Origin of the sequence: Pseudomonas sp. SLFW, from assembly GCF_009905615.1 — a bacterium.
GTDB classification, from domain to species: domain Bacteria; phylum Pseudomonadota; class Gammaproteobacteria; order Pseudomonadales; family Pseudomonadaceae; genus Aquipseudomonas; species Aquipseudomonas bambusae.
This window is the reverse complement of sequence record NZ_JAAAKW010000005.1, coordinates 336,436-356,150: the sequence shown is the minus strand read 5'-3', so window position 1 is coordinate 356,150 and position 19,715 is coordinate 336,436. Positions and strand designations below refer to the sequence as shown.

The window sequence follows — 19,715 nt, the reverse complement described above, 5'->3', positions numbered from 1 at the left end:
CCCCATCCGGGCGGCGGGCTCAGGCCCAAGAGGGGCTCCATTACGGAGCCCCTCTTTATTGGGTAAAAGGTTTGTATCGAACGTTTAGCGAGGCATCGCCGCGATGGCATCCACCGATTCGCGAATCAGCGTCGGGCCTTTATAAATGAAACCTGAATAGACCTGCACCAGACTCGCCCCGGCTGCGATTTTCTCGGCAGCGTGCTTGCCTTCGGTGATCCCCCCCGCCGCGATGATCGGCAGCTTCCCGCCCAGCTCACCGGCCAGCACCTTGACGATGTGAGTGCTCTTTTCGCGCACCGGCGCGCCGGACAGCCCGCCCGCCTCGTCGCCATGTGGCAGCCCCTCGACACCCTGACGGCTCAGCGTGGTGTTGGTCGCGATCACCGCGTCCATGCCCGACTCCAGCAGCGCACTGGCCACCAGCACCGTTTCATCATCGCTCATGTCCGGCGCGATCTTGATCGCCAACGGCACACGCTTGCCGTGAATCTGGGTCAGTGCGTCCTGGCGAACGCGCAACGCTTCGAGGAGTTGCTTGAGGGAATCGCCGAATTGCAGGCTGCGCAGGCCCGGCGTGTTCGGCGAACTGACGTTGACGGTGATGTAACTGGCGTGGGCGTAAACCTTGTCCAGACAGATCAGGTAATCGTCCACAGCGCGCTCGACCGGCGTATCGAAGTTCTTGCCGATGTTGATGCCTAGAACGCCGGTGTATTTGGCGGCCTGCACGCGGCTGACGAGGTTGTCGACGCCCAGGTTGTTGAAGCCCATGCGGTTGATGATGGCTTCAGCGTGGGGCAGGCGGAAAATCCTTGGCTTCGGGTTGCCGGGCTGCGGACGCGGGGTCACGGTACCGATTTCGACGAAACCGAAACCCAGCTGGGCGAAGCCGTCGATGGCGGCACCGTTCTTGTCCAGACCGGCCGCCAGGCCTACCGGGTTAGGGAACTGCAAGCCCATGACCGTCACCGGCAACCGCGCGGGCGCCTTGTTGAACAGGCCATTGAGCCCCAGACGCCCTCCCGCGCCGATCAGGTCGATGGACAGATCGTGGGAAGCTTCCGGGGAGAGTTTGAACAGTAACTGGCGGGCCAGGTTATACATGGGTGGGCGCGGCTCGTTTGAGGCTGAAGTCAGCCGCGGATTATAAACGTCCACGGGGGGCCAGCGCGAGGCATGTCGCGAACTTTGCGCGGGGCGGCGCAAAAGCCTGCGCAATGATCACAGCTGAGGCACGACACCCTCGCCAGCGCACCAAAGCGGAACAAAAACCTCCGCCGCCCGCTTCGATTCCCGCGAAACACCGACCGAAACGGCAATGGCCCACGTTTTGCTATCTCAATCTCACAGGTAGCCAACGGCGGTTGCCCACACACTCGACAAAGACGTCGCTCACCCCTTCGCACAACGCGGACAGGGTGGCGGCGTTTTTTCGTTTGGGCCCGAAAAAGTCGGTGAAGCGCCAGACACGCTTCTCCCGCAACCAACCCGCAACGGTGCAGACAACAAGCGCACCGAAGACGATTTCCGCAAATGAGGTGTGAGATGACGACAAGCTTCTGGAAAGCCGGCCACAAACCTACGCTGTTTGCAGCGTTTCTTTATTTCGACCTGAGCTTCATGGTCTGGTATCTGCTGGGGCCGTTGGCGGTGCAGATCGCCGCTGACCTGCACCTGACCACCCAACAGCGCGGACTCATGGTCGCCACGCCGATTCTCGCCGGGGCGATTCTGCGCTTCCTGATGGGCATGCTGGCGGATCAACTGTCGCCCAAGACCGCAGGCATCATCGGCCAGGTCATCGTCATCGTTGCCCTGCTCTGTGCCTGGCAACTGGGCATCCATAGCTATGAACAGGCGCTGCTCCTCGGCATTGCGCTGGGCATGGCGGGCGCGTCGTTCGCCGTCGCCCTGCCGCTGGCATCGCAGTGGTATCCGCCACAACACCAAGGCAAGGCGATGGGCATCGCCGGCGCTGGCAACTCCGGGACTGTTTTCGCGGCGCTGATCGCCCCGGTATTGGCTGCGAGCTTCGGCTGGAGCAACGTGTTCGGCTTTGCGGCCATCCCGCTGGTGCTGACGCTGGTGGCCTTCTCCCTTATGGCCCGCAATGCGCCAGAGCGTCCACCGCGCAAAGCCATGGCGGACTACTTCAAGGCGCTGGGCGACCGCGACAGCTGGTGGTTCATGTTTTTCTACAGCGTCACTTTCGGCGGGTTCATTGGCCTGGCCAGCGCCCTGCCCGGCTACTTCAACGACCAGTACGGCCTGAACCCGGTCACGGCCGGTTACTACACCGCCGCCTGCGTGTTCGGTGGCAGCCTGATGCGTCCGCTGGGTGGCGCGCTGGCAGACCGTTTCGGCGGCATCCGCACGTTGTCCGGCATGTACGCCGTGGCAGCCATTTGCATCGCTGCAGTGGGCTTCAACCTGCCAAGTTCGTGGGCAGCACTCGGGCTGTTCGTTGCCGCGATGCTGGGCCTGGGCGCAGGCAACGGCGCGGTCTTCCAACTGGTGCCGCAACGTTTCCGCAAAGAGATCGGCGTGATGACCGGGCTGATCGGCATGGCGGGTGGCATCGGTGGTTTTCTGTTGGCAGCGGGCCTGGGTGCGATCAAACAGAACACGGGGGATTACCAATTGGGCCTGTGGCTGTTCGCACTGTTGGGCGTCCTCGCCTGGTTCGGACTGATGAATGTCAAACGCCGCTGGAGAACCACCTGGGGGTCGGCGGCTGTCACGGCTGCGCGCGTTTGACGGGCTAAAAGGAACGGACGATGAATCAGCCCGCGATGCCGCCACCCGCCGTGCCCACCGGGCTGCAACTGCGCTTTGCCGAGTTCAGCGCTTGCGGCCCTCGTGCGGAGAATCAGGACGCCACGCGGTCGGTGACCCCGGTTCCGTCACTGGCCGCCAGCAAGGGCTATCTCTTTGCAGTGGCCGATGGCGTCAGTCAGTGCACCGATGGCGGACTGGCCTCGCGCTCCACGCTTCAGGCCCTGGCGCTGGATTACTACGCCACGCCGGAAACATGGGGCGTGGCGCAAGCCCTGGATCGCTTACTGTCGGCGCAGAACCGCTGGTTGCAAGCCAACGGGCTGCTGACCACTCTCAGCGCACTGGTCCTGCGCGGATGTCGTTTCACCCTCGCCCACATCGGCGATTGCCGGGTGTATCGATGGTTCGACGGCACGCTGCAACGGATCAGCGAGGACCACGTCTGGGAACAACCGGACATGCGGCATGTGCTGAAACGGGCGTTGGGGCTGGACCAGTACGTGGTCATGGATTATCTCGACGGCGAACTGCGGCAGGGAGAGCGGCTGCTGCTGATCAGCGACGGCGTGTGGGGGGTGTTGAGCGACAGCACTGTCCGCTCGATACTCAGCGAGCAGGATGACCTGGAGGCCGCAGTCAACGCGTTGGTCACCGCGGCGCATTTGACCGGCAGTCAGGACAACGCCACCGCGCTGTTGATTCAGGTGGACCAGTTGGGGCCTGACTCCTTGGGCGATGCGCTGATTCAGCTGCAACAATGGCCTTTGCCACCCAGTCTGCGTGCCGGGCAATCATTCGAGGGCTGGCGCGTCGAAGCGGCATTGGGTGACTCGCGTCAGTCGCTCTTGTATCGGCTGAGGGACGCGCACGATCGCCCCTGGCTGTTGAAAACGTTACCCACCTCCCGCCACGACGAACACGGTGCCGCACAGGCGCTGTTGCTTGAGGAGTGGTTTCTACGGCGCGTCGCCGGGCGCTTCTTTCCCGACGTGCATCCGTTGCCCGAACGCCAGCACCTGTATTACGTGATGCGCGAATACTCAGGCCAGACGCTCGCTCACGCCTTTGCCCAACACGGCCCAATGGACTGGGCGCAGTGGCACACGCTCGCCCGGGACTTGATAAGCGCCCTGGGCCTGCTGCATCGGCGCAATATCTTCCATCGCGACATCAAACCGGAAAACCTGCTGATCGATGAGAACGGGGAGCTGCGGGTGCTGGATTTCGGCCTCGCGTTCTGTCCCGGCCTGTCCATCGATGCCGCAGGCGATGTGCCCGGCACGCCGAGTTTCATTGCGCCGGAAGCTTTAAACGGCGCGCCCCCGGCCCCGTCTCTGGACCTGTACGCCGCCAGCGTCGCGCTGTATTTCCTGCTGACCGGACATTACCCCCACGGCGAAATCGAAGCCTTTCAGCGCCATCGTTTCGGACAGCCCGTCCCGGCAAGCCGTTATCGTCCTGACACCCCCGAGTGGCTCGAACGTCACCTGGAAAAGGCCCTGCAAGCCGATCCAGCCAAACGTTTCGAAACCGCCGAACAGTGGCTGTTGGAACTTGAACGGGGAGAACTGAGCCTGCTGGACGCTCGCCCCAAACCCCTGCTGGAACGCGAGCCATTGAAAGTCTGGCGCGGGGTCGCGCTCGTCTCGCTGCTCCTCAACCTGCTGCTGTGGGTCTGGGTGATCAAGCATTGAGGGCGATCGAATGTCGCTCAACGGACAGCAATCAACCGGGTACCAAGACGCCGTGGTGGCGTCGATCATCAGGGCCAGAAGATCATCTTCAGCCTGATGCTCGCCGACGTGCTGGCTCAGGAGTATGGGGGCTTGGCGTGTTTCGTGTTATCGGCCACTTCTGCCTTTGCAGGCGTGCCTCGAACACTGGAAGAAGCGGCGCGCAGTCTGGGCTGCACAGGGTGGGAAACGTTCTGCCGCCTGACCTTACCAACGGCGCGTCGAGCCTTGGCAACGGGGCTTGGTATCGCTTGGGACCGGGTGATTGGCGAGTTTGGCATTGTGAGGGTGTTCGCCTACTTCCCGCAGGGTATCCCGGTGAAACGCTTTGTCAATTTGCAGAATGATGGCGTTGACGCGGTGTATGCATGGGTGCGGTTGTTATTGCTGGTGACACTGCCGTTTCCACTCTGGCGTCTTTCGAAGTTTGCCAACAATACCCGCTATTAAATTGCCACTAACCAGGCAGTTCATTGGCCTCAATACCGATACATGGGTGCGACAATTCGCCACATCTCAAACCGTTTATACCCCCAGAAAAGAAAAACCCGGCCGAGGCCGGGTTCTTCTGCAAAGCGGGGCTAATTACTTAGCTTGAGCTTCGACTTGAGCTTCTACGCGACGGTTAACAGCGCGGCCAGCCTCGGTTGCGTTGTCGGCAACTGGACGGGATTCGCCGTAGCCAACCGAGTTCACGCGGTTAGCGCCAACACCGTACTGGTTAACCAGAACTTGCTTAACGGCGTTTGCACGACGCTCGGACAGTTTCTGGTTGTAAGCGTCAGGACCAACGGAGTCAGTGTGACCCTCAACAGTGGTGGTGGTTTGTGGGTACTGCTTCATGAAGTCAGCCAGGTTTTTGATGTCACCGTAGCTGTTTGGCTTGACGACCGACTTGTCGAAGTCGAATTTCACGTCCAGCTCAACACGTACGACTTCAGCAACTGCCGGGCAACCGTTGGCGTCAACGGTAACGTTGGCCGGGGTGTCTGGGCACTTGTCGACGTTGTCGCACACGCCGTCGTTGTCGCTGTCGGAGCACACTTCAGCTACTGGAGCCGGTGCTGCTTCAACTTTCTTCGAGCCGCCGCCGAAGTTCACACCGATACCGACGCTTGGCGCCCACTCGGTGTCACCCTGGTCGATGTTGTACTGAGCTTCAACGCCAGCACGGGCGTAGAAGTTGTCAGTGAAGTACAGCTTGGCACCGCCGCCGATGTTGGCGAAGGTGGAACGGTTACGACCGCCGCTGCCGTTCTGACCGATGCTCTGATCGGAGAAACCAGCCGAGACGTATGGACGCAGCATGTCGCCCGGGTTGTTGAAGTGGTACAGAGCGTCCAGAGCGGTGTTCGCGCCCTTGATGTTCTTGCCATCGTCGCTGCGCACGTTGTGCACTTCGTCGTAGCCCAGACGCAATTCAACGTCGTCAGTCAGGAAGTAGCCAACCGAACCGCCGAACAGGTTGCCGTTATTTTTGAAATTACGAGCGCTGTCGAACTGTTCTTTCTTGGCGAAGCCTTCGATTTCGACTGCGCCTTGGCCTTGTGCCAGCGCGCCGAACGAAGTTGCGGCAACAATAGTACCAATGGCCAAGCCCAAGGTGTTTTTCAGTTTCATCCGTTAAATCCCCATCTGGTGATTGTAAAGCGGTCTCCCTTATCAGGAGACAACTCATCGGCAAGTCTATCAGAACTTGCCTGCTCGTTAGAGATATTTGCTCCGAGTTAAGTTTCGGTCACGCCTGCAAATTTCTCGCGTAATTTATCAAGTGCTCGTTTGTAGCGCATCTTCGTCGCACTCAGGCCCATGTGCATTATGTCTGCGATCTCCTGAAATTCCAGTTCTGCGACGAATCGCAGCACCAGGATTTCCCGGTCAATCGGGTTCACGTGCACCAGCCATCGATCGAGTCCGCCCTTTTCTTCTGGTTTTGGCGTCTTGTCTTCAGACGCTTCCTCGAGTGGGTCGAGACTCAAAGCGTCCATCAACCGACGCTTCCGACGCTCCTTTCTGTACTGCGTAATGCATTCGTTATACGTGATGCTGTAGAGCCAGGTTTTGAATTTCGATTTTCCCTCGAAATTTTTCAATCCATACAACACCTTAAGCATCACCTCCTGACAGACATCGTCAGCATCGCGATCGTTCCCCAAATATCGCGCACAGACGTTAAAAAGTGTCCGTTGGTAGCGCCGCATCAGCTCCTCGTAGGCCCGAGTCACGTGAAACAACTCGGCGTGCGAGCGCGCCACCAGCTCCTCATCGGAGAGCTCGCGGGGGTCGTATCGCTGTGAGAGCGGTTGGGGTTTATTCAAAACAAGCCGTGCCGACAGTCAGGTAAATGTGCACCGCGTCTCGGTTCTCCGGGAATTTGCGGCGGCATACATTAGCAGATTTGCCGGTTCAGCGGCTGCTCACCCGCTGTTCGAGAAGGATTCGGTTCGACAACGATACCAGTTCACCTTCCTCGGTCAGCAGCGTGGTTTTCACCGTGCCAATCTCTTCGATCTGCCCTTCGACCTCTCCAACACACACTTGTTGCCCTACCTGATACAACTCTCTCACGTAAATTCCTGCCAGGATCTGGCTCGCGATTTCGCGGCTTCCCAGCCCCATGGCCAGCGCAACGGCCAGACCAACGGTAATCAATCCGATCACGATGACGTGGTTGAGCAGGTCGGTTTTCACCTCCAGCTGGCTGATCGCCACCGAAATGCTGATGATGATCACCAGCCATTGGGCGATACGCCCCAGCCCTGCCGCGTAATCCAGACCGACGCCTTCCGCTGCGCCCCGGACGATACCGTTGACCAACTGCGCCAGCAGAACACCCACCAGCAACACCAGCGCCGCGCCGAACACTTTCGGCAGATACAGCGCCAGCATGTCCAGTGTCGCCGAGACCCGCTCAAGGCCAAGGGATTCTGCCGCCGACACCAGAAAAATCAACAGCACGAACCAATACACAATCTTTCCGATCAGCGTCGAAATCGGGACTTGAATCCCTGCGCGACTGATCAGTTTAGTGAGGCCAGTGCCGCCCATCAGGCGATCAAGCCCCAGTTTTGCCAACAACTTGGACAGCAGGGTGTCGAGCAGCTTGGCGACCACGAAACCCAGCAGAACAACCACCAGAGCCCCGAACAGGTTCGGGATGAAGTTCGCGACTTTGGTCCACAACGCAGTCATTGCGGTGACCAGGCTCTGTGTCCAGAGATCCAATTCCATATTCAATCAGCCTTGTCTTGAGCACCGTCAAACGGGGTGCCGGCAATCGTCGCCTTGCGACGGGAAACAGGTGAAACGTGAGCCGAACCGTTGTTCACGGCAATCATCAGGGCTTGCGTGCAACGGCCGAGCAGGCCGAACAGGTCACCGGCACCGACCTGGCGGTTCGCCGTCTTCAAGACTCGCCCCAGCACCGCGTCATCGTCCCGGCTGGAGGACGAAGAATTGAGCATGTCTCTCAGTGATTCTTCAAACGGGTCGTGCATGGGCACCTCACGTGATGTCACTGGAAGACGCAGGCAGTTTTGCACGAGTCACACGACGAAACCGGATCAACGCCTTTTTTTGCCCTCTCATACCCAGCGCAGACGCTTGAACAACCACATTTGCCCCACCGCGACCACGACCATCAGACCGCATGCCAGCATAAAGCCGTGGGGGTTCTCCGACCCGGGAATACCCCCCACGTTGATCCCCAACAAACCGGTGAGAAAGCTCATCGGCAAAAAGATCCCGGTGACGATCCCGAAGCGGTACATGGTCCGGTTCATGCGCTCGTTAAGGCGTCTATCTTCGGCCTCCAGCACCAGCCCCACGCGCTCGCGGGTCAATTCGAGTTCTTCCAGATACCGGGTCAGGCTGTTGTTCAACTCGTTCCAGTAATCAGCATCGTCCTCGACAAACCAGGGCATCTTGCTGCGGGTCAACTGCGCGTAGATTTCACGCTGCGGCGCCAGGAAACGACGCATGCCCGCAGCCCTTCGGCGGATGTGCACCATGTTGCCATGTTCGGGCATGTACCGTTCGTCGGCGTCTATGCGTTCTTCCATGTCGTCGACCAATTCGGTCAACTCGCTCACCACCGCTTGCACCTTGTCAGTGAGTAACTGAGCCAAATACACCAGGAGTTCGGAAGCGGTCTTCGGCCCCTTCCCTTCTCTGAGCAAGTCGATCAATTCGTCGGTGGCGCGCAATGACCGAAGGCGCAGGGAAATGACCCGTTGCGCTTCGGCAAAGATGCGCACCGACACCATGTCTTCGGGCTCAGCCCCGGGGTTCAGGTTGACGCCCCTTAAAAACAGCAGCAATTCGTTGTCCGGCAGTGGCAGGAGTCGCGGCCGTGTGTTCTCTTCAAGCATGAGGTCGCATACAAACGGCGTGAGACCACTTGCCGTGCGCAACCACGTCTGAGTCTGCGGATGGCTGCGATCCCAGTGGAGCCACACGCTTTCGTGAGGCTCCAACTGCAGGCCATCCAGATCGGTCCGAGCGATTGAACGCGCACCGCCCTTCCCGTCCAGCACCAGCGCATGTACCAGCCCCCATTGCGCATTATCTTCGTCGAACATTCCAATCCTTGCGTGGGTGGACTGCGCCAAAATTCGATCAGTCCGGCATTTTCAGCGGGCTTGGCGAAACGATGATGCCGTTGTTATCGGCATACACGTATTCACCCGGGCGGAACGTCACACCGCCGAAGCTCACGACGACATTCAGATCACCGAGGCCGCGCTTGTCGGTCTTCAGCGGGTGGCTGGCCAATGCCTGCACACCGAGATCGGTCTGCGCCAGGACATCGACATCACGTACGCAGCCGTAGATGATCATGCCCTCCCAGCCGTTTTTCGCGGCTTTTTCTGCCAGCAGATCACCCAGCAAGGCGCGTCGAAGCGAACCACCGCCATCGACCACCAGCACCTTGCCTTTGCCATCCTGTTCGGCCTGCTCACGCACCAGCGAATTATCCTCGAAGCACTTGAGGGTCACGATTTGGCCCCCGAAAGAGTCGCGGCCGCCAAAGTTGCTGAACATCGGCTCGACCACCTGAACCCGCTCAGGGTAGGCGTCGCACAAATCCGGTGTGATGTAGTGCATGAGTAGCTCCTGTCAGTGAAGGCATCGTTACCAAAGTGACCCGCCGAGGCAGATCCGGATGGCTAGCACGTCTGACCGCGTCCGCCATCACAATGCTTCCTTATATAGAACAAAAACCTGACCGACGAGTGCTGTGTACCGCATCGCCTCTGTCATCCACTCAACTGCGTGTAGCTTAGCCCCACAAGCCCGACATAGAAATGCCTGACGCTTCCTTAATCAAGAAGTTGCCGACATGTTCAGCGTTGATTCAGGCTGTACGGCATCGATTCGACGATTCAGCCACTCCACGACCCGGGGCCAGACCTGCGCTTGGGCAGCCTTGCTCACCAACATCTGCACATGGCCGAAGTCCTCGGTGAACCCCTGCTCGCGGCCCAGAAGGAGAAACGCCTTGTCTTCTGAACCGAACTGCTCGAACAGCTCGCGGCAGGCCCACTCGGGGTCTTGATGATCACCCACGGCGGCGACGCACAAGGTCGGCACATCGACATGACGAAGGCCTGACCACCAGTCGTCCTTTTTGTCGCCAAAGCGGCCGAAAAGACCGTGCCAGCGCAGGCTTTCAAGAATGACACCCATGGGCTCGTCTTCAGGACCGCGCTTGAAGCGGGGACCGGACACATGCTCGAAGCGCTTGAGCAGCAAGCGGGCGCTCCACGTCAGCGGCGGGACCTTGAGCGGCCAGTAACTGCGGGTGATCTGGCTGCCGAACAATGCGACCGACGCGGCATGGCTGCTGTCCATGTAATGGCCGCCGAGGGCTGCGGCCAGCGTGGTGCCGCCGAGCGAGTGCCCGATCCAGTGCGGCACCTGCCCGCTCTGTTCGGCGACGAACCCGGCGATGGCTGGCAGATCGTAGCGAGCGTAGTCGGCCACGCGGTTGTGGCGATATGCCTCGTTGCGGGCCGACAAGCCATGGCCGCGCATTTCCGGAATCCATACGTCGAACCCGGCGCGAGCCAGATGAGCGCCCAAGCCGATGCCTTTCGGCGAATACCAGAAGCGGCGGTTGGAAAAGCTGCCATGCAGCAGGATGACCGGCACGCCGCGCACATCGGGCGTTGCCACCCGACCGAGGCGCGTCACGGCCAATTCGACCGTGAAATCCACGCTGTTGCCGGGTTTGAGGCGGTACACGTCCTCGATCAGATCGCCACGTCGCTCGGCACTGATCAAGGCCACAGGAAAGAGAAGACTGCTGCTTTGCATATTGCGTTTGCTTGACTCGAAAAATGGCGCCGCATCAGGGATAGCATGCTGAGGCTGTCCCGGCGCTGAAGTTCCGGGACGAATCCCGAATGAAAAAAATGTCATGAAAAAAGGGCGGAATCATCGAGACCGCCCTTCTTCCATTTGGACCGGCCCGCCGAAACGGGCCCGCATCTTACCTCATTTTGGTGCTTCTTCTTCGGACAGGAAGAACCAGGTTTCCAGGACGGTGTCTGGGTTCAGTGACAGGCTTTCAATGCCCTGCTCGATCAGCCAGCGCGCAAAATCGGGGTGATCGGACGGACCCTGACCGCAGATGCCGACGTATTTGCCAGCCTTGAGACAGGCTTGAATGGCATTGGACAGCAATTTCTTGACCGCCGGATTACGCTCGTCGAACAGGTGCGCGATAGTCCCGGAATCACGGTCCAGACCCAGCGTCAGTTGAGTCATGTCGTTGGAACCGATGGAGAAACCGTCGAAGAACTCGAGGAATTCCTCCGCCATCAAGGCGTTCGATGGAAGCTCGCACATCATGATCACACGGACGCCATTGTCGCCACGGGCCAGACCGTTCTCGGCCAGTAGATCGACCACCTGGCTCGCCTCGCCCAAGGTGCGCACGAACGGCACCATGATTTCGACGTTGGTCAGGCCCATCTCGTTGCGCACGCGTTTGAGGGCGCGGCATTCCAGCTCAAAGCAGTCGCGGAAGTTTTCGCTGATGTAACGTGAAGCACCACGGAAGCCCAGCATCGGGTTTTCTTCTTCCGGCTCGTACAACTTGCCGCCGATTAGGTTGGCATATTCGTTGGACTTGAAGTCCGACAGACGCACGATGACCTTTTTCGGATAGAAAGCCGCCGCCAGCGTACTGATGCCCTCAACCAACTTCTCGACATAAAAACCGACCGGATCGCTGTAACCGGCGATGCGCTTGTCGACGCTTTCCTTGACGTCCAGCGGCAGGTTCGGGTAATTCAGCAGCGCTTTGGGGTGCACGCCAATCATGCGGTTGATGATGAATTCCAGACGCGCCAGACCGATACCGGCATTTGGCAGCTGGGCAAAATCGAAGGCACGATCAGGGTTGCCGACGTTCATCATGATTTTGAACGGCAGTTCCGGCATGGCGTCGACGGAGCTTTGCTTGATATCGAAGCCCAGCTCGCCTTCGAAGATGTAGCCGGTGTCGCCCTCGGCGCAGGAAACGGTCACGCCCTGGCCGTCTTTCAACAGTTCGGTGGCGTTGCCGCAACCGACGACCGCGGGGATGCCCAGCTCTCGGGCGATGATCGCCGCGTGGCAGGTACGGCCACCACGGTTGGTGACGATGGCGCTGGCGCGCTTCATGACCGGTTCCCAGTCCGGGTCGGTCATGTCAGAGACCAGCACATCACCTGCCTGAACCTTGTCCATCTCGGACACGTCCTTGATGATCCGCACCTTGCCGGCGCCGATGCGCTGACCGATGGCACGGCCTTCGGCGAGGACGGTACCCTTCTCTTTCAGGAGGTAGCGTTCCATGACGTTGGCCGAGGTCCGGCTCTTCACGGTTTCAGGCCGGGCCTGAACGATGTAGAGTTTGCCGTCGTCACCGTCCTTGGCCCATTCGATGTCCATCGGGCACTGGTAGTGCTTCTCGATGATCATCGCCTGGCGCGCCAGGTTGCTGACTTCTTCATCGCTGAGGCAGAAACGCGCGCGATCTGCCGCGTCGACGTCGATGACCTTGACCGATTTCCCGGCCTTGGCTTCCTCGCCGTAAATCATCTTGATCGCCTTGCTGCCCAGGTTACGGCGCAGGATCGCAGGGCGACCGGCTTCGAGGGTGCCTTTGTGAACGTAGAACTCGTCCGGGTTGACCGCGCCTTGTACGACGGTTTCGCCCAGGCCGTAGGCGCCGGTGATGAATACGACGTCACGGAAACCGGACTCGGTGTCCAGGGTGAACATCACACCGGCGGTGCCGGTTTCGGAGCGCACCATGCGCTGAACGCCAGCGGACAGGGCCACCAGCTTGTGGTCGAAACCCTGGTGGACACGGTAGGAAATGGCGCGGTCGTTGAACAGCGACGCGAAGACTTCTTTCGCGGCGCGGATCACGTTGTCCACGCCGCGAATGTTGAGGAAGGTCTCCTGCTGACCGGCGAAGGACGCGTCAGGCAGGTCTTCTGCGGTGGCGGAAGAACGCACGGCAACGGCGATGTCCGGATTGCCTGCCGACAGGGCAGCGAAGGCAGTGCGGATTTCGGCGTTGAGTTTCTCGGGGAATTCGGCCTCCATGATCCACTGACGAATCTGCGCACCGGTTTTCGCCAGTGCGTTGACGTCGTCGACGTCGAGGGCATCGAGTGCCGCGTGAATCTGATCGTTCAGACCACTCTGCTCAAGAAAATCACGATAGGCCTGAGCTGTAGTGGCGAAGCCACCGGGGACGGAAACGCCTGCGCCCGCCAGGTTGCTGATCATCTCGCCGAGGGATGCGTTCTTGCCCCCCACATGCTCAACATCATGTTTGCCGAGCTTATCGAGGGAAACTACGTACTCTACCAAGGTGATCTCTCCACTAACCGATTTGTTGTTGGGAAAAGCGTTGGCGCTGGAACCACAGGAAAAACGGATTCTGCGCGCTTGTGGTCTGGACCCTGAAAATAGTTAGAATGCGGCCAGTTAAGGCGCGCAAGCCCGCGTATCATATCCAAGAATCGTCACCAGCTTAAGGCCCAAGGCGCAAATGAAACGATCCGCTTTCTTTATCTCCGACGGCACCGGCATCACTGCCGAAACCCTTGGCCAGAGCCTGCTAGCGCAATTTGAAAACATTACGTTCAACAAGTTCACGCGCCCCTACATCGACAGCGTCGAGAAAGCCCGGGCCATGGTCGCGCAAATCAACAAGGCGGCCGAGAAGGACGAGGTCCGTCCGATCATCTTCGACACCATCGTCAACCAGGACATTCGCGAGATCCTGGCGACGTCCGACGGGTTCATGATCGACATCTTCTCGACCTTCCTGGCCCCGCTGGAGCAGGAGCTTAGTTCACACTCTTCCTACTCGGTGGGCAAATCGCACTCCATCGGCCACAACTCCAACTACATGGAGCGGATCGAGGCGGTGAACTTCGCGCTGGACAACGACGACGGCGCTCGCACCCATTACTACGACAAGGCCGACATCATTCTGGTGGGGGTGTCGCGCTGCGGGAAGACGCCTACCTGTCTATACATGGCCATGCAATTCGGCATCCGCGCGGCCAACTACCCGCTGACCGAAGACGACATGGAGCGGCTGACTCTGCCTCCAGCACTGAAACAGCACCGGGCCAAGCTGTTCGGCCTGACCATCGACCCGGACCGCCTCACCGCCATTCGCCACGAACGCAAGCCCAACAGCCGCTATTCGAGCTTTGCCCAGTGTGAGTTCGAGGTGCGGGAAGTCGAGAATCTGTTCCGCAAAGAGAACATTCCCAACATCAACTCCACGCACTTTTCGGTCGAGGAAATCTCGGCGAAAGTGCTGGTGGAGAAAGGGGTCGAACGGCGTTTCAAATAGGGGAAGCAGCGGCAAGCCTTGAGCTGCAAGCTGCAAGCTGCAAGCCAGTGCAGATCGCGGTGTTCGCAACGACGCGGTCTGGCTTGTAGCTTGTAGCTTGTAGCTTAAAGCTCTCCCGGCACCCTTACGAAGCCTTCCATCAGCACCCGCGCGCTGCGGCTCATGATGGCTTTTTTGACCGACCACTCCCCGCCGACGACTTCAGCCTCAGCCCCCACTCGCAACGTGCCGGACGGGTGCCCGAACCGGACAGCACTGCGCTCGCCACCGCCCGCCGCCAGGTTCACCAGCGTTCCCGGGATCGCCGCCGCCGTGCCGATGGCCACGGCTGCCGTGCCCATCATCGCGTGGTGCAGCTTGCCCATGGACATCGCCCGGACCAGCAAATCGGTGTCGCTCACCGACACGCGCTTGCCGCTGGACGATACGTACTCGCTCGGTTTTGCGACAAAAGCGACCTTGGGGGTGTGCTGGCGCTTGGCGGCGTCTTCGACGTTGGCGATCAAGCCCATGCGCACGGCACCGTAGGCCCGGATCGTTTCAAAGCGGGCGAGCGCCTGCGGATCGCTGTTGATGGCGTCCTGCAGCTCGGTGCCGGTGTAGCCGATGTCGCTGGCATTGACGAAAATCGTCGGGATGCCCGCGTTGATCAGGGTCGCCTTGAACGTGCCAACACCCGGCACTTCCAGATCGTCCACCAGATTGCCAGTGGGGAACATCGCCCCCCCCGCGCCCTCCTCCTCTGCCGCCGGGTCTATGAACTCCAACTGCACTTCTGCGGCGGGAAAGGTCACGCCATCCAGTTCGAAGTCGCCGGTTTCCTGCACCGCGCCATCGGTGATCGGCACGTGGGCAATGATGGTCTTGCCGATGTTGGCCTGCCAGATGCGCACCACTGCCACGCCGTTATGCGGCACCCGACTGGCATCAATCAAACCATTGCTGATCGCAAACGGACCGACCGCCGCTGACAGGTTGCCGCAGTTGCCGCTCCAGTCCACGAACGGCGTATCGATGGACACCTGGCCGAAGAGGTAATCGACGTCGTGGTCGGCCTTGATGCTTTTCGACAGAATTACGGTTTTGCTGGTGCTCGACGTCGCGCCGCCCATGCCGTCAATCTGTTTGGCGTAAGGATCGGGGCTGCCGATGACGCGCAGCAGCAGGGAATCGCGGGCCGGTCCTGGGACTTGCGCCGCTTCGGGCAGGTCTTGCAGGCGGAAGAACACGCCCTTGCTGGTGCCGCCGCGCATGTAGGTCGCGGGGATTTTGATTTGCGCTGAATGAGCCATGAAATCGTTTTCCTTCTATATAAGTCGCTTCTGTTGCAGCACGGCTTGCCGGCGGTGACGATTTAGAAACCGCGGCCGCTGGCAAGCCGTACTGCGACAGAGGGTCAACCTCACGCCACCGAGGATTCGAGGAAGTCCTGGGCAAAGCGCTGCAACACGCCGCCTGCCTCGTAGATCGACGCTTCTTCGCCGGTATCGAGTCGGCAGGTGACCGGCACTTCCACGCGTTCGCCATTCTTGCGCTGGATTACCAGCGTCAGCGTGGCCCGCGGCGTACGCTCGCCGATCACGTCGAAGGTTTCAGTGCCGTCGATGCTCAGCGTGGTGCGGTCGGTGCCGGGTTTGAATTCCAACGGCAACACGCCCATGCCCACCAGGTTGGTGCGGTGAATGCGCTCGAAGCCTTCGGCGACGATGGCCTCGACACCCGCCAGACGCACGCCTTTCGCCGCCCAATCGCGGGACGAACCCTGACCGTAGTCGGCCCCCGCGATGATGATCAGCGGCTGCTTGCGGTCCATGTAGGTTTCGATCGCCTCCCACATGCGGGTCACCTGGCCTTCCGGCTCGATCCGCGCCAGCGAACCCTGCTTGACCTTGCCGTTTTCCTGGACCATTTCGTTGAACAGTTTCGGGTTGGCGAACGTCGCCCGCTGGGCCGTCAGGTGGTCACCCCGGTGCGTGGCGTAGGAGTTGAAGTCTTCTTCCGGCAGGCCCATGCGCGCCAGATACTCACCCGCCGCGCTGTCGAGCATGATCGCGTTGGACGGCGACAGGTGATCGGTGGTGATGTTGTCCGGCAATACGGCCAGCGGACGCATGCCCTTGAGCGTGCGCTCCCCGGCCAGCGCCCCTTCCCAGTACGGTGGACGACGAATGTAGGTGCTCGCCGGGCGCCAGTTGTACAGCGGATCGACTTTGGGGCCGGTGTCTTCATGGATCGCGAACATCGGGATGTAGACCTGACGGAACTGTTCCGGCTTGACCGACGCCTTGACCACCGCGTCGATTTCGTCGTCGCTCGGCCAGATGTCTTTCAGGCGGATGTCTTCACCGTTGGGGCCCACGCCCAGCACATCTTTCTCGATGTCGAAGCGGATGGTGCCCGCAATGGCGTAGGCCACGACCAGCGGCGGCGAGGCGAGAAAGGCCTGTTTGGCGTAGGGATGGATGCGTCCGTCGAAGTTGCGGTTGCCCGACAGCACCGCAGTGGCGTACAGGTCGCGGTCAATGATTTCCTGCTGAATCACCGGGTCCAGCGCGCCGGACATGCCGTTGCAGGTGGTGCAAGCGAAGGCCACAACGCCGAAACCCAGTTGTTCGAGTTCGGAGGTCAGACCCGCTTCGTCGAGATACAGCGCTACGGTTTTGGAACCGGGGGCCAGCGAGGATTTCACCCACGGCTTGCGGGTCAGGCCGAGCGTGTTGGCATTGCGCGCCAGTAGCCCCGCCGCGATGACGTTGCGCGGGTTGCTGGTGTTGGTACAACTGGTGATGGCCGCAATGATCACTGCGCCGTCCGGCATCAGGCCGGGGGTTTCTTCCCAGGCGCTGGCGATGCCCTTGGCCGCCAGATCGGACGTCGCGACCCGCGCATGGGGATTCGATGGGCCAGCCATGTTGCGCACGACGCTCGACAGATCGAAGCTCAGCACGCGCTCGTATTCGGCGGTAGCGAGGCTGTCGCCCCACAGGCCGGTGTGCCTGGCGAAGGTTTCGACCAGCTTGACTTGCTGATCGTCGCGCCCGGTCAGGGTCAGGTAATCGATGGTCTGCTGATCAATGGCGAACATTGCAGCGGTGGCGCCGTATTCCGGGGCCATGTTGGAAATGGTCGCCCGGTCACCCAGGGTCAGGGCCCGAGCGCCTTCGCCGTAGAACTCCAGGTACGCGCCGACGACTTTCTGTTTGCGCAGGTATTCGGTCAGTGCCAGCACCACGTCGGTGGCGGTGATGCCGGGCTGCGGCCGGCCGGTCAGCTCGACGCCGATGATGTCCGGCAGGCGCATCCACGAGGCGCGGCCCAGCATCACGTTTTCAGCTTCCAGCCCGCCCACACCGATGGCAATCACACCCAGCGCGTCGACGTGGGGGGTGTGGCTGTCGGTGCCCACCAGGGTGTCCGGAAACGCCACGCCATTCAGCGTCTGGATCACCGGCGACATCCGCTCCAGGTTGATCTGGTGCATGATGCCGTTGCCCGGCGGGATCACTTCAACATTCTTGAACGCCTGCTTGGTCCAGTTAATGAAGTGAAAGCGGTCTTCGTTACGACGGTCTTCGATGGCGCGGTTCTTGTTGAATGCATCCGGGTCATACCCGCCGCATTCGACGGCCAGCGAGTGGTCGACGATCAACTGCACCGGCACCACCGGGTTGACTTGCGCCGGGTCGCCGCCCATGTCGGCGATGGCGTCGCGCAGACCAGCGAGGTCGACCAGCGCGGTCTGGCCGAGGATGTCGTGGCAGACTACGCGGGCCGGGAACCAGGGGAAGTCGAGGTCGCGCTTGCGTTCGATCAGTTGCGTCAGCGAGGCCTTGAGGGTCGCCGGGTCGCAGCGGCGCACCAGGTTTTCCGCCAAAACACGAGAGGTGTACGGCAGCGTGGCGTAGGCCCCCGGCTTGATCCCATCGACTGCCTCACGGGCGTCGAAGTAATCCAGCGAAGTGCCGGGCAGCGATTTGCGGAATTCAGTGTTCATCGTCGGGACTCGGTCACGGTTTGTTTCAAGAGGCAGGCCCACCGAATCCGGACACCCACCGCCCTTGTAGGGGTGAGCTTGCTCGCGATGGCATTTTCCCAGGCGACGGAGATGTCACCTGATGATCGTCATCGCGAGCAAGCTCACTCCTACAGAGCCCGCGGTGTATCCAGATCCGGTACAGTCCTCCCACCACTCAGCGTTGTTCGATTGGCACGAACTTGCGCTGTTCGACGCCGATGTATTCGGCGCTCGGACGGATGATGCGGTTGTTGCCACGCTGTTCGAACACGTGAGAGGCCCAGCCCGTCAGGCGCGAACAGACGAAAATCGGCGTGAACAGCTTGGTCGGGATGCCCATGAAGTGGTACGCCGATGCGTGGTAGAAGTCGGCATTCGGGAAGAGCTTCTTCTGTTCCCACATGGTCTTGTCGATAGCTTCGGAAACCGGAAACAGCACGGTGTCTCCCACTTCATCGGCGAGTTTTTTCGACCAGCCCTTGATCACCTCGTTGCGCGGGTCGTTGTCCTTATAGATTGCGTGGCCGAAGCCCATGATCTTGTCCTTGCGCGCCAGCATGCCCAACGTGCCCTGAACCGCGTCTTCGGCAGACGAGAACTTCTCGATCATGTCCATCGCCGCCTCGTTGGCGCCGCCGTGCAACGGGCCGCGCAGGGTGCCGATGGCGGCGGTGATGCAGGAGAACAGGTCCGACAGAGTTGATGCGCAGACCCGGGCGGTGAATGTCGAGGCGTTGAATTCGTGCTCTGCGTAGAGGATCAACGACACGTCCATGACCTTGCGATGCAATTCGCTTGGGGTCTTGTCCAGCAGCAGCTTGAGGAAATGGCCGCCAATGGAAGGCTCTTCGGTCACGCAGTCGATGCGTTTGCCTTCGTGGCTGAAGCGGTACCAGTAGCACATGATCGCCGGAAATGCGGCGAGTAAGCGGTCAGTTGAATCGACCTGGTGTTCAAAGCTGGTTTCCGGTTCCAGGTTGCCGAGCATCGAGCAACCGGTGCGCATCACGTCCATCGGATGGGCGTCGGCAGGGATGCGCTCCAACACTTCTTTCAGCGCCTGGGGCAGATCGCGCAGCCCCTTGAGTTTGCTCAGGTAGCCGTCGAGCTGGCTCTGGGTCGGCAGCTCGCCGTACAGCAGCAGGTAGGCGACTTCCTCGAAACGGGCGTCGGCCGCCAGTTCGCGTACGTCATAACCACGGTAGGTCAGACCGGCACCGGCCTGGCCCACGGTGGACAGGGCAGTCTGTCCGGCCACCTGGCCACGAAGGCCAGCGCCGCTCAATACTTTTCCTTCAGCCATTGCTCTCTC

At 60.5% G+C, this 19,715-nt stretch carries 16 protein-coding genes; 4 read left to right on the top strand and 12 right to left on the bottom strand.

Features of this window, described 5'->3' with window-relative positions; all coding sequences use genetic code 11:
* Positions 1-84: 84 nt before the first annotated feature.
* Positions 85-1,107, bottom strand: a complete 1,023-nt coding sequence (locus GVN17_RS12140; protein ID WP_166595494.1) for a quinone-dependent dihydroorotate dehydrogenase — start codon at positions 1,105-1,107, stop codon at positions 85-87.
* A gap of 441 nt (positions 1,108-1,548) precedes the next feature.
* Here GVN17_RS12140 and GVN17_RS12135 point away from each other — a divergent pair, with 441 nt between their 5' ends.
* From GVN17_RS12135 to GVN17_RS12125, 3 genes are all read left to right on the top strand, one after another.
* Positions 1,549-2,760 (top strand): NarK/NasA family nitrate transporter, encoded by a 1,212-nt coding sequence (locus GVN17_RS12135; RefSeq protein ID WP_166595493.1) that lies wholly within the window; start codon positions 1,549-1,551, stop codon positions 2,758-2,760.
* Between the two features lie 20 nt (positions 2,761-2,780).
* Complete coding sequence (locus tag GVN17_RS12130; protein ID WP_256665195.1) at positions 2,781-4,475, top strand: bifunctional protein-serine/threonine kinase/phosphatase; 1,695 nt, start codon at positions 2,781-2,783, stop codon at positions 4,473-4,475.
* 96 nt (positions 4,476-4,571) lie between these two features.
* A complete protein-coding gene (locus GVN17_RS12125; protein WP_166595492.1) occupies positions 4,572-4,964 on the top strand; it encodes an ABC transporter permease subunit in 393 nt (130 codons plus the stop codon).
* 135 nt (positions 4,965-5,099) lie between these two features.
* Here the strand turns inward: GVN17_RS12125 and GVN17_RS12120 are convergent, their stop codons facing one another.
* From GVN17_RS12120 to ppsA, 8 genes are all read right to left on the bottom strand, one after another.
* Positions 5,100-6,134, bottom strand: coding sequence for an OmpA family protein (locus GVN17_RS12120; protein WP_166595491.1), 1,035 nt, complete (start codon positions 6,132-6,134; stop codon positions 5,100-5,102).
* A gap of 107 nt (positions 6,135-6,241) precedes the next feature.
* Positions 6,242-6,832, bottom strand: coding sequence for an RNA polymerase sigma factor SigX (gene sigX, locus GVN17_RS12115; RefSeq protein ID WP_166595490.1), 591 nt, complete (start codon positions 6,830-6,832; stop codon positions 6,242-6,244).
* Positions 6,833-6,920: 88 nt separating this feature from the next.
* Positions 6,921-7,745: a mechanosensitive ion channel domain-containing protein gene (locus GVN17_RS12110; RefSeq protein WP_166595489.1), complete on the bottom strand. Its 825-nt coding sequence runs from the start codon at positions 7,743-7,745 to the stop codon at positions 6,921-6,923.
* Positions 7,746-7,747: 2 nt separating this feature from the next.
* Positions 7,748-8,011: a CrfX protein gene (locus GVN17_RS12105; protein ID WP_166595488.1), complete on the bottom strand. Its 264-nt coding sequence runs from the start codon at positions 8,009-8,011 to the stop codon at positions 7,748-7,750.
* Positions 8,012-8,098: 87 nt separating this feature from the next.
* Entirely contained in the window at positions 8,099-9,094 is a 996-nt protein-coding gene (locus GVN17_RS12100) for a zinc transporter ZntB (protein WP_166595487.1), read from the bottom strand.
* Between the two features lie 37 nt (positions 9,095-9,131).
* Positions 9,132-9,620, bottom strand: a complete 489-nt coding sequence (rraA, locus tag GVN17_RS12095; protein ID WP_166595486.1) for a ribonuclease E activity regulator RraA — start codon at positions 9,618-9,620, stop codon at positions 9,132-9,134.
* A 219-nt stretch (positions 9,621-9,839) separates the two neighbouring features.
* Entirely contained in the window at positions 9,840-10,832 is a 993-nt protein-coding gene (locus GVN17_RS12090) for an alpha/beta fold hydrolase (protein ID WP_166595485.1), read from the bottom strand.
* Positions 10,833-11,012: 180 nt separating this feature from the next.
* Positions 11,013-13,388 carry a phosphoenolpyruvate synthase gene (gene ppsA, locus GVN17_RS12085; protein ID WP_166595484.1) on the bottom strand — a complete coding sequence of 792 codons (2,376 nt, stop codon included), beginning with the start codon at positions 13,386-13,388 and terminating at the stop codon, positions 11,013-11,015.
* 181 nt (positions 13,389-13,569) lie between these two features.
* Here ppsA and GVN17_RS12080 point away from each other — a divergent pair, with 181 nt between their 5' ends.
* On the top strand, positions 13,570-14,388 hold the full coding sequence (locus GVN17_RS12080) for a pyruvate, water dikinase regulatory protein (protein ID WP_166595483.1): 819 nt from the start codon (positions 13,570-13,572) through the stop codon (positions 14,386-14,388).
* A 104-nt stretch (positions 14,389-14,492) separates the two neighbouring features.
* On the opposite strand, the gene prpF is transcribed toward GVN17_RS12080, so the two are convergent.
* The 3 genes from prpF to prpC form a co-directional block, all read right to left on the bottom strand.
* A complete protein-coding gene (prpF, locus tag GVN17_RS12075) occupies positions 14,493-15,680 on the bottom strand; it encodes a 2-methylaconitate cis-trans isomerase PrpF (RefSeq protein ID WP_166595482.1) in 1,188 nt (395 codons plus the stop codon).
* A gap of 110 nt (positions 15,681-15,790) precedes the next feature.
* A complete protein-coding gene (gene acnD, locus GVN17_RS12070) occupies positions 15,791-18,382 on the bottom strand; it encodes a Fe/S-dependent 2-methylisocitrate dehydratase AcnD (RefSeq protein WP_166595481.1) in 2,592 nt (863 codons plus the stop codon).
* Between the two features lie 196 nt (positions 18,383-18,578).
* Positions 18,579-19,706: a 2-methylcitrate synthase gene (prpC, locus tag GVN17_RS12065; protein ID WP_166595480.1), complete on the bottom strand. Its 1,128-nt coding sequence runs from the start codon at positions 19,704-19,706 to the stop codon at positions 18,579-18,581.
* Positions 19,707-19,715 lie beyond the last annotated feature (9 nt).

What these genes read in the sequence shown, in the direction of transcription:
- acnD (WP_166595481.1), bottom strand. Translation starts at nt 18,382, where the DNA reads ATGAACACTGAATTCCGCAAATCGCTGCCCGGCACTTCGCTGGATTAC.
- prpC (WP_166595480.1), bottom strand. Translation starts at nt 19,706, where the DNA reads ATGGCTGAAGGAAAAGTATTGAGCGGCGCTGGCCTTCGTGGCCAGGTG.
- GVN17_RS12100 (WP_166595487.1), bottom strand. Translation starts at nt 9,094, where the DNA reads ATGTTCGACGAAGATAATGCGCAATGGGGGCTGGTACATGCGCTGGTG.
- prpF (WP_166595482.1), bottom strand. Translation starts at nt 15,680, where the DNA reads ATGGCTCATTCAGCGCAAATCAAAATCCCCGCGACCTACATGCGCGGC.
- GVN17_RS12110 (WP_166595489.1), bottom strand. Translation starts at nt 7,745, where the DNA reads ATGGAATTGGATCTCTGGACACAGAGCCTGGTCACCGCAATGACTGCG.
- GVN17_RS12080 (WP_166595483.1), top strand. Translation starts at nt 13,570, where the DNA reads ATGAAACGATCCGCTTTCTTTATCTCCGACGGCACCGGCATCACTGCC.
- GVN17_RS12090 (WP_166595485.1), bottom strand. Translation starts at nt 10,832, where the DNA reads ATGCAAAGCAGCAGTCTTCTCTTTCCTGTGGCCTTGATCAGTGCCGAG.
- GVN17_RS12105 (WP_166595488.1), bottom strand. Translation starts at nt 8,011, where the DNA reads ATGCACGACCCGTTTGAAGAATCACTGAGAGACATGCTCAATTCTTCG.
- GVN17_RS12135 (WP_166595493.1), top strand. Translation starts at nt 1,549, where the DNA reads ATGACGACAAGCTTCTGGAAAGCCGGCCACAAACCTACGCTGTTTGCA.
- GVN17_RS12120 (WP_166595491.1), bottom strand. Translation starts at nt 6,134, where the DNA reads ATGAAACTGAAAAACACCTTGGGCTTGGCCATTGGTACTATTGTTGCC.
- GVN17_RS12130 (WP_256665195.1), top strand. Translation starts at nt 2,781, where the DNA reads ATGAATCAGCCCGCGATGCCGCCACCCGCCGTGCCCACCGGGCTGCAA.
- GVN17_RS12140 (WP_166595494.1), bottom strand. Translation starts at nt 1,107, where the DNA reads ATGTATAACCTGGCCCGCCAGTTACTGTTCAAACTCTCCCCGGAAGCT.
- rraA (WP_166595486.1), bottom strand. Translation starts at nt 9,620, where the DNA reads ATGCACTACATCACACCGGATTTGTGCGACGCCTACCCTGAGCGGGTT.
- GVN17_RS12125 (WP_166595492.1), top strand. Translation starts at nt 4,572, where the DNA reads ATGCTCGCCGACGTGCTGGCTCAGGAGTATGGGGGCTTGGCGTGTTTC.